19 protein-coding genes are annotated in these 12,296 nt (G+C 42.3%); 17 read left to right on the top strand and 2 right to left on the bottom strand.

Annotation, left to right across the window (positions count from 1 at the left end):
- Window positions 1-102 precede the first annotated feature (102 nt).
- On the bottom strand, window positions 103-381 hold the full coding sequence (locus J5X91_RS17360) for a hypothetical protein (RefSeq protein WP_208835319.1): 279 nt from the start codon (window positions 379-381) through the stop codon (window positions 103-105).
- A gap of 236 nt (window positions 382-617) precedes the next feature.
- On the opposite strand from J5X91_RS17360, the gene J5X91_RS17355 reads away from it, so the two are divergent.
- The 17 genes from J5X91_RS17355 (at window position 618) to J5X91_RS17275 (ending at window position 11,537) form a co-directional block, all read left to right on the top strand.
- Window positions 618-842, top strand: a complete 225-nt coding sequence (locus J5X91_RS17355; protein WP_208835318.1) for a hypothetical protein — start codon at window positions 618-620, stop codon at window positions 840-842.
- A gap of 2 nt (window positions 843-844) precedes the next feature.
- Complete coding sequence (locus J5X91_RS17350) at window positions 845-1,060, top strand: hypothetical protein (protein WP_208835317.1); 216 nt, start codon at window positions 845-847, stop codon at window positions 1,058-1,060.
- A complete protein-coding gene (locus J5X91_RS17345) occupies window positions 1,057-1,296 on the top strand; it encodes a hypothetical protein (RefSeq protein WP_208835316.1) in 240 nt (79 codons plus the stop codon). The genes J5X91_RS17350 and J5X91_RS17345 overlap by 4 nt, the downstream gene beginning before the upstream one ends.
- Entirely contained in the window at window positions 1,293-1,568 is a 276-nt protein-coding gene (locus tag J5X91_RS17340; RefSeq protein ID WP_208835315.1) for a DUF3850 domain-containing protein, read from the top strand. The genes J5X91_RS17345 and J5X91_RS17340 overlap by 4 nt, the downstream gene beginning before the upstream one ends.
- A complete protein-coding gene (locus J5X91_RS17335) occupies window positions 1,565-3,550 on the top strand; it encodes a hypothetical protein (protein WP_208835314.1) in 1,986 nt (661 codons plus the stop codon). The genes J5X91_RS17340 and J5X91_RS17335 overlap by 4 nt, the downstream gene beginning before the upstream one ends.
- A complete protein-coding gene (locus J5X91_RS17330) occupies window positions 3,537-3,761 on the top strand; it encodes a hypothetical protein (protein ID WP_208835313.1) in 225 nt (74 codons plus the stop codon). The genes J5X91_RS17335 and J5X91_RS17330 overlap by 14 nt, the downstream gene beginning before the upstream one ends.
- Before the next feature lie 329 nt (window positions 3,762-4,090).
- Window positions 4,091-4,642, top strand: coding sequence for a hypothetical protein (locus J5X91_RS17325; protein WP_208835312.1), 552 nt, complete (start codon window positions 4,091-4,093; stop codon window positions 4,640-4,642).
- Window positions 4,632-5,432, top strand: a complete 801-nt coding sequence (locus tag J5X91_RS17320) for a hypothetical protein (RefSeq protein ID WP_208835311.1) — start codon at window positions 4,632-4,634, stop codon at window positions 5,430-5,432. Before J5X91_RS17325 ends, J5X91_RS17320 begins: the two co-directional genes overlap by 11 nt.
- A 326-nt stretch (window positions 5,433-5,758) precedes the next feature.
- Window positions 5,759-6,568, top strand: coding sequence for a major capsid protein P2 (locus tag J5X91_RS17315; RefSeq protein ID WP_208835310.1), 810 nt, complete (start codon window positions 5,759-5,761; stop codon window positions 6,566-6,568).
- A gap of 9 nt (window positions 6,569-6,577) precedes the next feature.
- Complete coding sequence (locus tag J5X91_RS17310) at window positions 6,578-6,967, top strand: hypothetical protein (protein WP_208835309.1); 390 nt, start codon at window positions 6,578-6,580, stop codon at window positions 6,965-6,967.
- 124 nt (window positions 6,968-7,091) lie between these two features.
- Window positions 7,092-7,253, top strand: a complete 162-nt coding sequence (locus J5X91_RS17305; RefSeq protein WP_208835308.1) for a hypothetical protein — start codon at window positions 7,092-7,094, stop codon at window positions 7,251-7,253.
- 435 nt (window positions 7,254-7,688) lie between these two features.
- Window positions 7,689-8,948 (top strand): hypothetical protein, encoded by a 1,260-nt coding sequence (locus tag J5X91_RS17300; protein WP_208835307.1) that lies wholly within the window; start codon window positions 7,689-7,691, stop codon window positions 8,946-8,948.
- On the top strand, window positions 8,948-10,375 hold the full coding sequence (locus J5X91_RS17295; RefSeq protein WP_208835306.1) for a hypothetical protein: 1,428 nt from the start codon (window positions 8,948-8,950) through the stop codon (window positions 10,373-10,375). The genes J5X91_RS17300 and J5X91_RS17295 overlap by 1 nt, the downstream gene beginning before the upstream one ends.
- Window positions 10,375-10,851, top strand: coding sequence for a virion protein (locus J5X91_RS17290; RefSeq protein ID WP_208835305.1), 477 nt, complete (start codon window positions 10,375-10,377; stop codon window positions 10,849-10,851). The genes J5X91_RS17295 and J5X91_RS17290 overlap by 1 nt, the downstream gene beginning before the upstream one ends.
- Window positions 10,844-11,236, top strand: a complete 393-nt coding sequence (locus J5X91_RS17285; RefSeq protein ID WP_208835304.1) for a hypothetical protein — start codon at window positions 10,844-10,846, stop codon at window positions 11,234-11,236. The genes J5X91_RS17290 and J5X91_RS17285 overlap by 8 nt, the downstream gene beginning before the upstream one ends.
- Window positions 11,237-11,238: 2 nt before the next feature.
- A complete protein-coding gene (locus J5X91_RS17280; protein ID WP_208835303.1) occupies window positions 11,239-11,388 on the top strand; it encodes a hypothetical protein in 150 nt (49 codons plus the stop codon).
- On the top strand, window positions 11,382-11,537 hold the full coding sequence (locus tag J5X91_RS17275; RefSeq protein ID WP_208835302.1) for a hypothetical protein: 156 nt from the start codon (window positions 11,382-11,384) through the stop codon (window positions 11,535-11,537). The genes J5X91_RS17280 and J5X91_RS17275 overlap by 7 nt, the downstream gene beginning before the upstream one ends.
- 71 nt (window positions 11,538-11,608) lie before the next feature.
- Here J5X91_RS17275 and J5X91_RS17270 read toward each other — a convergent pair whose 3' ends face one another.
- Window positions 11,609-12,082 (bottom strand): DUF3653 domain-containing protein, encoded by a 474-nt coding sequence (locus J5X91_RS17270; RefSeq protein WP_208835301.1) that lies wholly within the window; start codon window positions 12,080-12,082, stop codon window positions 11,609-11,611.
- Between the last annotated feature and the right edge of the window lie 214 nt (window positions 12,083-12,296).

Raw genomic sequence — 12,296 nt, 5'->3', positions numbered from 1 at the left:
TTTAACATAATATAAATCGTAAGCCTAACGCTCGCTTGTAGCCCTTTGTGGGGCTGCATTTACCCATATTAGTAACGACATTTTGTCGGGGGTAAAAATCACTTAAGCAACGCTTTTTCGCCAAATTCCAGCAAGCTCATCATCACCTTTACTTTCTGCTTTGAAAGCCTCTAATAAAGCCATTGTTTCCAATGGGTTGGGGTGTTCTGCGACTAATAATAGCTTTAATGATGTGTGGTCTTTAAATTCACCTTTGCCCGTTCTAACGGTGCTAACGGCTTGTTTTGATATGCCTGTCAGTTTGCTAACCATGTAGTCAGAGTCAATACCCGCGGTGATTTTGAACCAGTCTAACAGTTCGATTGAGTTAGTGATTTTCATGTGTTTTGTGTCCGTCTTGGCGTGTCGGTAATTTGATTATAGTCGTAGTCAACGCTTATTGCATTAGTCCATACCTATTGACACAGTACGGCGCGCTTGACTAGTATGTGTGTCGAAGCGGTCGCCAGACTGTTTTGGGTGTTCTATTGGCGTGGAATAGGCGCTTGCTGAAATTAAGCAGTAAGCGCCACCAAGCCAAGAGCAAAGACTTTAAAAGCCACGCCAAGGTGTAACGAATGAAACAACGTAAAAGAGAAACAATAAATAAAAACCGCCGAATGATTAAAGAGTCGGTTCCCGCACTAAAGATGATACGCGCCGAGCGTTTGAACCCATCAAGCGATTTTATTCGCCCATTTAGAAAATGCGCCGTTCGTGTGCAGTGCCAAAAATTAATTGATAACGGCTTTCGTGAGATTGCAAGCTCACTGCTAAATAAAGCAATAAAGGCGGGGCTTTAATCATGAAAGAATTAGATGTGATTGAGTGTGCAGCATTGGGAATGATGTTTGAGAGAGCATCGACGCGGGCTCGCGTTCGGTTTGATGGTGTTAAGCCGGCTGTAAAACAGGTTGAGTTTTGCACTCGTTTGATTGCATTGCTTTATAGAAAAGGTTTGGAGTTTTTAGCGGTGCATATGATGCGTGTTTTGCGCGAGTGGTGCGAGGTGTCGCTATGAGCCAGTTTATTTGTGAAATAGAAGAGTTAAAAACAGATGTTGCCCACTGGGATTATGCGCGCGGCAAAGCGGCACAATTAAAACTAACTGTTAAAAATCAATTGGCGGCCATTAGTCGCGAAAAGCAAATTAAAATACAGCAAGAACGCGAGCGCAATTACCAGAGTTCTGACTCAACCCCACGATACGATGCATTGCAAGCAGCCGCTTATTACTCAAAGGCGGGTCAGTTATGAGCACCCATAGATTAAAAATAACACCTCAGTATTTTGGGCTTGTTTTGGTTGGCATGAAAACCGCCCAGGTAAGATTTAATGACCGTGATTATAAAGCGGGCGATTATCTGTTTTTATGCGAGTTTGATGGTGCAAAATTTACAGGTGAAAATGTTTTAGTAGAGATTACGCATATTTTGTATAGCTCTGATTTTTCATGCGGTCTAAAAGATGGGTATTGCGTCTTATCGTTTGAGGTTGCAAGCGTTAGGATGGGGTATCGTTCTTTATGAGTATTAATATCCCCGAGCATATATTTGATGATGCAATACAAAGCGCCCAAAGTGGCGCTTTTTCTGCGTTTGCAGTTCAGCCAGCAACAGAAAAAGAAATCGAAGAATCTTTGACTTGGTTGGATTATATCGAGTCACACACAAAAGGTTATCGCGAAGCGACCGCGAAAGCGGAAAAAGATAGGCTTGTCAAAAGGCGCAAAAGTCCGACACCGATAAATCACGACGAAAACCCGCGCTCTAAGAGGTCGTTATTAACCGGTAAGGCTTTAAGTCTTAATAGTTTAATAGCTGGGGCTTTAAATAAGTTCACGCCGCAGGAGCGCGCACAGCATCTACATATTGATAGCGACGAAGTGCTAGATGTTGAAACGGGCGAGATTACCCCGAAAAAAATTAAGGAAGTTGAGCGCGGTCACTTTTCAAGTTCTGTTATTGAGAGCGACAAAAGCGCAAAGGTTCACTTTCAAAATCGTAATTGGTGCGATGGTTTTCGCATTGTATGCACTCAAAATACCCGCGCAAGTGATGCGCCCGACGCTAATACAGGCGATAGGGTAACGCAAACAGTAACAAGCAGAGCGCGCGGTAAAATTATTGATAGTGGTTTATATATGCAAGCAGTAAAAGGCGGTTTTAATTCGTTTACTACAGTAACGTTAAATACCGCCGCGCGTTGGCGTGTTGATAATAACCACTATCAGAAAGTAGCAAAGCGCCCAGCGGGTACAAAATTAGATGCAATTTATACGCAAGATGGGCAGTTAGTACACGGCGTAGAGTTTGCAGCGGGCGAGTTTACCGCCGTTAAATTTGAGCGAACAACGTTAGGCCAAGAGCTAAGCCGCTTTTTTGACTCACTTGGAAAAATGCACAAGCGCGGTTTTGTAGCTAATGGCAAAATATCGACCACAGAAAAAGCAAAAAAATACTCGTGGGGTGCTGTTGAGTGCATTGGACGAAATGACCGACTTTACTCGTGGGGGAAAGTGTCGAGCGTTGGCGCAAGCGGCCGCGTTGAGTCTGATTTATTAAACAGTAATGAGCGCGTTTATTCGTGGGGTGCTGTTGAGTGTGTGGGCGTAGATGCGAAACCCGTTTTCGATTATTTGTGGTGCGCCGAAGCGCCCAGCAAAAACCACGGCTCAAAAGTGTATGAGTGGTCAGGGGAAAAGCACGAAATTAAATGCGTAGGCGAACAAAATTACCACGCGCATGTGTTAATGCGTTGGAATGTTGAAGCCGTGTTTTTTCATGAATGGGCGGCGCGTATTGAAAAATTATGGGGTCAGGGGTTTGTAACAATTGAACGCATCAAAAACGCCAAGGCCGCGGCCAGTTATTTGTTAAAAGCACTTGGTTATATGGTGAAAGGTGGCGAAGGGTCGCAGGGTGAAATACGCGGCAACCGTTACAATATTTCAAAATATGCTCGCGCCGAAGGCTGGGAAAATTGCGCGACGCATGAAGCACAACACATGTACGGGTTAATTCAAGAATACATGCAAGGGCTGGACGCAAAAAAAGAACGCAGAATGAAAAAACAAGCGGAATTAAAAAAGACTGTGGCAATTGTTGAAAAACAAAAAAATATTAATAAAAAAACATTTAGCGAAAAACGCGCGCAGTGGCTTAAATCCCTTGAAAATAAAATAGAAAGCATAGGCGAAACCATAGGCGAAATTTCAGCAGAATTAAACGGTAATTTTGCACTTGGCGGTGTTGCCAAGTTTGCCAACGAGTCGGCATTTGTTGGCTTTATTAGTTGGGTTGTTGGCGTTCGTGGCTGGCAATTAAAAACGTCGTTTTTAGATTCGAGCAAAGCCGATATTAAAAGCGAAAAAATAGACGAGTCGGCGGTTAATAAAATACTGAGAGAAACCCGCCGATTTTATGACAATTCAATGAATGCTCTTTGCGATTTTTACAGTCGTTTTGAGCTAGTTAACGATTACGGAATAAATGCAAATGAGCAATGTTAATTTAAAAATAATAGAAATTAAGCAAAAAATAAGTGATGCAAAAAAGTTGAGCCCACTACAAGCGGGTAAAAAAGTTGCACTAGCAGAGGGGGCGATTGATGGCGCAATTGAGGTGATTTGCGACATTGAATACAGGTTAGAGCAAGTTGAACAAATATTAAGTTTGAGCAATTTGGAAGCGTTAATAAATGGGGGTGATGATGGCTATTAAAGGAAAGTCGAATAATCCGGATTTGGGCGTTATTGAATGTGATGGGTGCGACGCGTTCGCAGTAATTCGACGCCGAGCAAATGGCAAGCGTTTGCTGTATGAGCATTGCCCCAATTGCGGGATGAATCAAAAAAGCGGTGCAAAATTACAGGCGAAATGGGCGTGGGCAATAGCGAAAGAGAATAGCGAGCAATCGCCCGAAATCCCTAGCTTTAAGAGCGAACCAGTACCTGAAATAGAAAGCATTGAAACTGGCGAATGGTTGCCGGAAGAATTAATAAAAGAAATGGAACGTATACAAAATGAAACTGCAAAAAAAGGCGAATGTAATGAGCGAATCAACAGCGAAAAAAACCCTATTAGCACAAGCGATGGAAAACCTACAAATGAGTTCGGGTTCTTCTTCTTTGGCGCAATCGCAGGAGTCGCAGCAATTGCAGGACTCAGACGATAACGACGTAATACAAAGTGCGGTTAATAATGAATACTCAGAGCTTGATAAGTTTTTAAATAATAACGAGCCAAGCGACGAAACAGAAGAAACAGAAAGCGAGGAGATGAGCGAAGAAGATGCCGCCGCCGCCGCTGGTTTTTTTGTTGATACTGGCGCGGGTTTTGTCGAGTCGATGTTTAGTGTGCCCGTTACTATTGACCACGACACAAAACAAGTTATTGCAAGCAAAACGGTTCCGGTTGTTTTGAAATATGCAAAAGGTGCATCTTTGCCGCCGTGGTTGGTGAAGTATCGCGAAGAATGCGAATTGATAGCGGTTTTAGCTACTGCGGGCTTTTCAATTTATCAACAAATTAAAATGGCAAAAATACAAGAAAAAGAAAAGCAATATGATAAAGGCGGGGAGGTAAAAGTTAGTGCCGCGTAATGAAAACAACGAGCTAGACCCGTTACACGTTTGTTATTTAGCAGGTACAGGCGGCGGTAAAACCACCGCCGTTAAGTTGGCGGGTTTAGTGGGCGAGCAGGTCGCAATATTTGATTTATACGGCGATTATAAACACGATGCACGAAAAAAAAGCCCGTTTAATGGGTTGGGTGGTCGTGCGGTGCATCATTTCAGCAGTCGGATTAAATTCGCTCAAGCATTCGCACAGGCATGGCGCAGTGGGCAAAAATTTGTGGTCGCATATTCGCCCCAGTTTAGCCAAGCGTTAGCGGGGCAGCGGTTAAAAGATGCAAAAACAAAAGAGCTGCATTGGTTCGGGCAGTTAGTTTGGGCGGCGGCAGATGGTAACAGGCGCATAGATGTAATTATTGAGGAGTTGGCAAAACTTTCAAGTACAGCGGGCAAAGATGATTCAATTATAGGCGAGCTGGCAACAGGTGGCCGTAAATTCGGTTTAGTGCTGCACACTGTTTTTCAACGCTCGCAGGAAGTGCCCAAAACCATTTGGAATAATAGCCCGCGCAAAGTGTTAGGCGCTCAGGAGTCACGGCACGATGCAAAATTAATTGCTATCGAATTAGATGCGGAATTATCAGACGTAATTCAGCTAAGCAAGCAAAATGCTGATCACCATAAAAAGCGACTTTACTATCTCATTAAATCGCGCGGCGGAATCGGTAACATAGACCCGTATTTTATTAATGTTGATAAAAAATCAAAGTCGTTCGGACAGTGTGAGCAAATAACGTTTAAACAATTGCGGAGTTAAAGGTGTTTGGTTTGGTGTTGTCGCTTTTTTTGCGGTGCTATCAATGATGCTTTTTCATGTGGCTGTAAATATATTACGTATATAAGCGGGGTTTTCGCTCTTTTCGCTATGGAGAGAGCGAAACCAGATGGACACAATAGCGAAACGATTGGTTTATTGAGTACCGAAATTTAACGGGTTTTCGCCCACAATTAAAATAGGTATTTAAATGTTTAATAAAAGCACTTTGCAAACTGTCGGCGTAACGCTGGCAATTTTAGCGGTACTAAGTAATGTACGCGCAGCGCGTCCTATCAAACGCATTATTTTAGGTTAAGGGGTAAAGCATGAGAAATATTGCCCCACTAAATAAAATTACTGGCGTTGATGCTGGCGGTACGGTGTCATTAACACTCCCAGTAAATTTAACTTACGACAAAATCCACTTTGAGTACGCGGGCGTAACAGCAGCGCAAATTAAAAACGTAAAAGTTGAGTTAAACGGCCGAACGCTAACCGAATACGGTACATTGCAAGACCTGATAAATGAAAATATTTATTATGGTCGTGAAGTTACAAGCGGTTTAGCGACAATGCATTTTGTGCGTTCAGAGATTGAAAGTTCAAAGCAGCCGCGTTTAGTTGAGCAGCGATTTTTTGGTTTAGGCACAGCAGGTTTGTCGTTAGCGCAAATTAAATTTGACATTGACGATGCAGCAGCAGCGCCAGTAATTAAAGCATACGCTGAAAAATCAGCAGCGAGCGCCCCGGGCTGGTTGTTCAAACGCCGCTCTTTTCGTTACAACTTTGCAGTTGGTGTTAACGAAGTGGAAAATTTACCGCGTCCGCGTGGTGCATACATTGCAGCTATTCAAATTAAAAAAGCAGGTATTAAAACCGCTGAATTTTTAGTGAATAACACAAAATGGCGCGAACCAATTCCAAAAGCCCTACATAACGCAATTTTAAAGCAGAACGGCCGAACGCCGATTACAGACACGCATTCAATTGATTTAATGCTGGATGGTGATGTTTTCGGCGCGCTAATGCTAGACCCTGCAATTAATGATATGCGTTTGCGAATTGATAGCGAAACAGAAGGTCAGGCCGAGATAATCGTTGATTATTTTGATAGCTACGCTAACAGCTCATTTTAAGGGGTTATTATGTTTGGATTTGGAAGCGCGGCAAGTGGGGCGGCGAATGCCGCCGCCCTGCCAAGCGCGCAAACTTTGCCAGAAGGCCAGCCCAGCGCACAGTCTGCATGGGGTAATGTGGGCGGTTTTGTAAATTCGGCGCTCGGTAATGCGATGAATATATACGCTCAATACGAGGGCATTCAAGCGATGAAAAACGCGGCGGGTGTTGCACGTCAAGAGCAGCAAAACACGCCAGAATTTGAAAACGGCGCGGCGGTAGTAGTTGACGCGCAAAAAACACAGGTAACAGCAAAGCCCGCGGAAGTTATGGTTTTTGGTTTCCCTCAGCGCCAAGTGATCATGGCGTTTGGTGGTTTGCTCGCAGTGGGTGTTTTGTTAAAGGTGGCTAAATCATGAGTTCAAAAGGTTTAAAAGCGTTCGCTAAGGGCGTAGGCGTTGCAATTATTGCAGCGGTTGCCGCTGAATATATACGCGATTTTATAAAAGCAAAAAAGGCCGCTAAGTAATGGGCGGCGGTGGCATGAGTGCGAGTAATTCCAGTTCCGCCGCGTCGGGAACAGGCGACCAAGCCGCAAACATTGGTTTTGCAGGTGGGGCAATTAATTTTGGCTCAAGCAATAATAATCAAATTATGATTATTGGCGCTGTCGCGTTAATTGCGTTGTTTTTATTTAAAAAATGAAATTTTGCAATGTAAGCGAGTTACACAAAATAAAACGGGCGGCAGGTTCGCCCGAAGATTTTGCGTATATTAAAAACGAAGTAAAAAACGGGCGCTCAAGATTTGTTAACATCTTGGGCGTTTATTTTATTTTGCGTGTAGATAATCACGATTTAGTAGTTGTATGCGCGCAGGGTAAAAACCTTGTTGCCGCGTCACATTGGGTTATAGCGTTAGCAAAAAAACTAAACTTAAAATCAATACTGTTTCACACTCAGCGCCCCGCACTCACTCGATTATTAAAGCATTGTAATTTTAATTTTTTTGAAACTGCGCCCAAGGGGTATGCAGTTTATAGGATGGTAATAAATGGGTAGTAAATCACGTTCCCAGAGTGCCCAGTCAACAACGAACAACAGCACAAGCTTGGGTGTTCAAGGTGACAATACGGGTTTTATGACAGTCGGCAACGGCAATAACTACAATATAACGCAAACAGATCACGGATTAGTTGATGGTCTTGTATCTATTTGGGGAGATATGACAGGCAATCAATCAGATATGATTAGTGCCGTTGGCGGTATGGCTCGCGATAATGCCGACATGGTGCAAGGCGTTACAAGTGATGCGTTTAATTACGGTGAAAATGTAAACCGAGACTCGTTAGACTTTGCGGGAAATACCGTAAACGATAGTTATAACTTAGTAGCTGATATGGGCGCGGGGGCGTTTGGGTTTGGTTCTGATGCGCTTAATACCGCGGGTAATGCGTTAACGGATTCGTTTAACTACGCACAAAACACACAAGATAATGCGTTTAATTTTGGCTATGACGTTTTAACATCGGTGCAAACAGGACAGCAAGGCGCGTTAAATTTTGCGGGTGATGCTCAAAGTGATGCGTTTAATTTTGGTGATAATGCGTTAAATTTTGCGGGCAATGCTCAAAGTGATGCGTTTAATTATGCACAAAATACGCAAGATAATGCGTTTGATGCAGTGAGCGCGGCGCAAGGTAATGCGTTTAATTTTGGCTATGACGTTTTAACATCGGTGCAAACAGGACAGCAAGGCGCGTTAAATTTTGCGGGTGATGCACTGAGTGCAGGGCAAAGAGCGCAAGACAATGCGTTTAGTTCAATGGGTGATACGGTAGCGGGGGCGTTTGGGTTTGGTTCTGATGCACTTAGCGCAAATGAAAGTATAAGCCGCGATAGTATCGACGCACAAAATCAAATCGCTAACACGTCAATATTGCAAAACAGTAATTTAGCCCGCGACAGCATAAACGCTCAAAACTTTTTGGCCGAAACGTCTATAAAAGAAAACAGCGATTTAGCGCGGGGCGTGAGTGAATTAGCCGAAAACATGCACGGCAACAATACAGCGTTTGCCAATAATGCACTGATAACCACAGTTGACGCGGTAAGCGGCGCTAACAAGGGTATGGCTGATTTAGCTTATTACTCTATTGATAAAAACAGCAATCTAGCTACCGATTTAGCCGCGGGCGCAGTTGATAAAGTAAGCGATGCATACAAAGACGCAAGCGACCAAACAATATTAGCCCACAAACAAGCGTTGCAATTTGCCGACAGCTCTATGCGCTCAGATGGTCAGCAGTTAGCAATAAGCACAAACGAAACAATGAAATATATTGTAATTGGTTTGGGCGGTGTGGCGATTATGGCCGTTGTATTTATGGGGAGTAAATAATGTTTATAAATAAAGTGCTAGGCGGGGATGAAATTAGTGATATAAACGCGACAGGGCAATTTATCAAAGTTATGAGTTGTGAAAGTAGCGTAAGGCTAAGGGTTTTTAATGATGCGGAATTAATATTAGATACAGAGGCGCGAGCGGGTTTTGATGTTCAGACGAGCAAGCCATTTAAGTTGATTCAGGTTGTATCAGAGACACCGCAAAGAATTGAATTTTGGGTGTCTGAGCATAAGTTAACATATGATGCACTTTCAAAAAAACCAAGCAAGGCAAAGAGTTTTTTAGCGGAGTATTACGGGGGGGGGCAGAAAATATTGCCGTTCGACTCTTCTCAAAGTAAAGTTAAAATATCGCCGAGTTTTGATTGCGTATACGGCGGCGAAGGTGTTGATTTTGATAGCGGTTTTAATTTGGCGGCGGGCGATGTGTATATTCATGAGAGCGCCGCACCACTATATATAAAATCAAGAATACCGAAAGAATATAAGCTAATTGCGGGGGCCGCTTCGATAGAAAACGAAACGAGCACTGTAATAAGCACCGCTTTTTCGGGGTTGTGGGTTAATGGAAATTATGCATATATAAAAATAAAAGAATTTCAAAACACAAAGGTTTTTAATTTGGAGACCGCAGAGATTTACAACGGGTTTATAAATGACTCAATGTGCATACATGAGGGGGTTGTTACAGCATTAACAACGAGTTCAAGCGGTTTTGAGTTGACCAGTTTTACTGATGATATGAGTCAGGAGTTGAGCAAGGTGTCATTTTTTACGCCCGATTTCAAGGCTACTAAAATAGTTAGCGCAAAAGGCTATGTTTTTGTTTTTGGGGAAGATGCTGAAAGTGGGGCTTCAAGACTGCTTAAAGTTGAAGATAATTCTTTGATTGATGTTGATTTGGGCGCTATAAGTGGCGCTAAAGTAGTAAGGTATGTTCATTACAGCGAAGAATCTGAAAAATTTTTTGCATATACAGGGTCTGAGATGTTGATTTGTCCTTTTGATTTTTCATCGGTGCAAAGTATGGTAGTTAGTGATGGTCTTTTAGATTGCTTGGCGATTGAGACTAGTAGTTATATATCGTTCTCAACTGCATCAAGAAAAGCACTGATAATAAACAAAGCAACTTCGCAAAGATACGAGCCGCCATTTACAAAATATTACCAAGGCTATGTAAAGGATAATCAATCAATATTGGTAAATGATGATGGTGTTTATGAGTCAGGCGACTTAATCGCATATTCAAAGGTTGCCGATATAGATGATATTTTTTCAGGTGACAAAACAGCGGGATTTTTTTATGGTGAGGATTTTGTTTTTTTAGCAAGAGACCGAAACCGCTTTTCGCTGCTAAAGATACCGAGACAAGCAGACCTAACACCAAAAGGTGTTGTTAAGGTTTTAAAGGAATCTTACTGATGAAAAAATCAACGTTAGTAATGCTAATTGCAGGGGGTGCGGCGTTGGCCGCGCTCCCATCTAGCACCAATGCGCCAAAGGGTATTCGCAATAATAACCCGCTAAATATTGAAGCGCGGGAAAGTTGGGTTGGTCAAGTTGGTGATGATGGCCGCTTTGTTGTTTTTGAAACCGTGTTACATGGTTTTCGTGCCGCTGGTCGCATTATGAAAACGAAAGCGGGGCGCGGGGTTCGTACCATAGAAAGTATAATTTCTGAATGGGCCCCGCCAGTAAACGACGCGGGCGAGCTTGAAAATCACACACAAAATTACATTAACTTTGTGAGCGATGAGACAGGTATAGCCAAAGATAGCGTTTTAAGTGCGGACGAATACCCAAAAGTATTGGCCGCTATGGTAATAATGGAAAACGGGCAAAACCCGTATGACCAAGAAACAATTGCAAAGGGGTTTGAGTGGGGGTTTTATGGATAAAATAATAAAACAAAACATGCCAAATATTATAGGTTTGTTCGGCCTGTATTATCTGCTTAGTTACTTTATTGATAAAAGTCGTTTAGCTATTGCACCGGCAACACTGCCAATCGCAAAAGCCATTGCAGGTGTAACCGGATTTATTAACGGTAATCATCCGATTAAATACCCAACCGCGGGCTTTTTTCTCAATGCCGATAAGTTAGACTACACATTAAAAATAAAGGATTTAATGTGGTTAAAAGCAATGACGCTAACGCACGATGACCACGAAGGTTTTTTAAATCAAATATTCGATAGCGACCTACGGCTAAAAAATGAATATAGGCCATTGTTAAATAACTTAGTCGATGCCGAAACCATCGCAGCCGCGGCTAAGGGATAGCAATGGATGCAAACACGACAATCATTATTGCAATAAATTTGTGTGGTTTTGCGGCCACAATAGCAACGCTAAAAAACGACATTAATTGGTTAAAAGCGGTTATTGATAAGCAAGATAAACGCATCGAAAAACTTGAGGAAAAATTATGTTAGCAGCAGTGGGTAAGTATTTAGCCGTTAAATTATTAACCGAAGCGTTTTTAAAAAAAGTGTGTTTGGCAACGGCCAAGCACTTGGCAGCTAAAACAGAAAACAAGCTCGACGACGAATTAGTACAAGCGTTAGCCGACGCACTTGATTAAAAGCAAGTACCAGGTTTTCCCAAAAAAATAAGCCCATCAAAACGATGGGCTTTTTATTGCATTAAGCAAAGTTAAGCGCGTTTTTTTGCGCTGTATTTCTTCACAATTTCTTTTAATGCAAACTTATCAGCCATTTTAATTAAGTCGTTACCCATGGTTTTCAGGGTGTCGCTTGCTTTGACTAAATCGTTTAAATGGTCGATTTGTTGTTGCAGTGCTAAAACGTGGTTTTCGTTATAGCGCACAGAACGCTGTAAAAAATCAATTTTGTTAATGTAGGCGGGTTCGTAGCGGTTACCGCTTGGCGTCCATAAGTAGCCATCACGGCAAATGTAAAAGCCCGCCCATTCTTTGTGCAAACTCATGCCGCCCTTAATTCGTTGCTCAAGCATTAACACAGCACGAGGGCACGGCTTGTTATCTGCTATCCAACGCTCCAAGGTTCGCTCAGACTTTATTAATAAAAAGTCCATCGCGGCGCGGCGGTCGAGTTTACCAAAATTCATAAATCCAGCACGAAAAAGAAGTTGTTTAAAATTAGTCATATTTATCCATATGTTCCATTGACGTTATAATTAATGGTCTACGCGGAAAAATAATCATTCTTTTATTAGATTGATAAATAAATAATCAATCAATTTAATAGATGAATGACCAAATTAGATAACTTACTAAAACAGGGCGTTCGCGTCATTTTAACAGGCAACGCCTAAACAGCGTCATATTGTCGTGTTTTATGTTGTTTAACATAATATAAAT

This window comes from Pseudoalteromonas sp. K222D (genome assembly GCF_017653575.1).
Taxonomy (GTDB): Bacteria; Pseudomonadota; Gammaproteobacteria; order Enterobacterales; family Alteromonadaceae; genus Pseudoalteromonas; species Pseudoalteromonas nigrifaciens.
Note: the sequence above shows the minus strand (reverse complement) of the source record. Positions and strands in the feature narration are given on the sequence as shown.

What these genes read in the sequence shown, in the direction of transcription:
- J5X91_RS17350 (WP_208835317.1), top strand. Translation starts at nt 845, where the DNA reads ATGAAAGAATTAGATGTGATTGAGTGTGCAGCATTGGGAATGATGTTT.
- J5X91_RS17305 (WP_208835308.1), top strand. Translation starts at nt 7,092, where the DNA reads ATGAGTGCGAGTAATTCCAGTTCCGCCGCGTCGGGAACAGGCGACCAA.
- J5X91_RS17295 (WP_208835306.1), top strand. Translation starts at nt 8,948, where the DNA reads ATGTTTATAAATAAAGTGCTAGGCGGGGATGAAATTAGTGATATAAAC.
- J5X91_RS17355 (WP_208835318.1), top strand. Translation starts at nt 618, where the DNA reads ATGAAACAACGTAAAAGAGAAACAATAAATAAAAACCGCCGAATGATT.
- J5X91_RS17360 (WP_208835319.1), bottom strand. Translation starts at nt 381, where the DNA reads ATGAAAATCACTAACTCAATCGAACTGTTAGACTGGTTCAAAATCACC.
- J5X91_RS17280 (WP_208835303.1), top strand. Translation starts at nt 11,239, where the DNA reads ATGGATGCAAACACGACAATCATTATTGCAATAAATTTGTGTGGTTTT.
- J5X91_RS17290 (WP_208835305.1), top strand. Translation starts at nt 10,375, where the DNA reads ATGAAAAAATCAACGTTAGTAATGCTAATTGCAGGGGGTGCGGCGTTG.
- J5X91_RS17310 (WP_208835309.1), top strand. Translation starts at nt 6,578, where the DNA reads ATGTTTGGATTTGGAAGCGCGGCAAGTGGGGCGGCGAATGCCGCCGCC.
- J5X91_RS17340 (WP_208835315.1), top strand. Translation starts at nt 1,293, where the DNA reads ATGAGCACCCATAGATTAAAAATAACACCTCAGTATTTTGGGCTTGTT.
- J5X91_RS17315 (WP_208835310.1), top strand. Translation starts at nt 5,759, where the DNA reads ATGAGAAATATTGCCCCACTAAATAAAATTACTGGCGTTGATGCTGGC.
- J5X91_RS17330 (WP_208835313.1), top strand. Translation starts at nt 3,537, where the DNA reads ATGAGCAATGTTAATTTAAAAATAATAGAAATTAAGCAAAAAATAAGT.
- J5X91_RS17325 (WP_208835312.1), top strand. Translation starts at nt 4,091, where the DNA reads ATGAGCGAATCAACAGCGAAAAAAACCCTATTAGCACAAGCGATGGAA.
- J5X91_RS17275 (WP_208835302.1), top strand. Translation starts at nt 11,382, where the DNA reads ATGTTAGCAGCAGTGGGTAAGTATTTAGCCGTTAAATTATTAACCGAA.
- J5X91_RS17345 (WP_208835316.1), top strand. Translation starts at nt 1,057, where the DNA reads ATGAGCCAGTTTATTTGTGAAATAGAAGAGTTAAAAACAGATGTTGCC.
- J5X91_RS17270 (WP_208835301.1), bottom strand. Translation starts at nt 12,082, where the DNA reads ATGACTAATTTTAAACAACTTCTTTTTCGTGCTGGATTTATGAATTTT.
- J5X91_RS17300 (WP_208835307.1), top strand. Translation starts at nt 7,689, where the DNA reads ATGACAGTCGGCAACGGCAATAACTACAATATAACGCAAACAGATCAC.
- J5X91_RS17285 (WP_208835304.1), top strand. Translation starts at nt 10,844, where the DNA reads ATGGATAAAATAATAAAACAAAACATGCCAAATATTATAGGTTTGTTC.
- J5X91_RS17335 (WP_208835314.1), top strand. Translation starts at nt 1,565, where the DNA reads ATGAGTATTAATATCCCCGAGCATATATTTGATGATGCAATACAAAGC.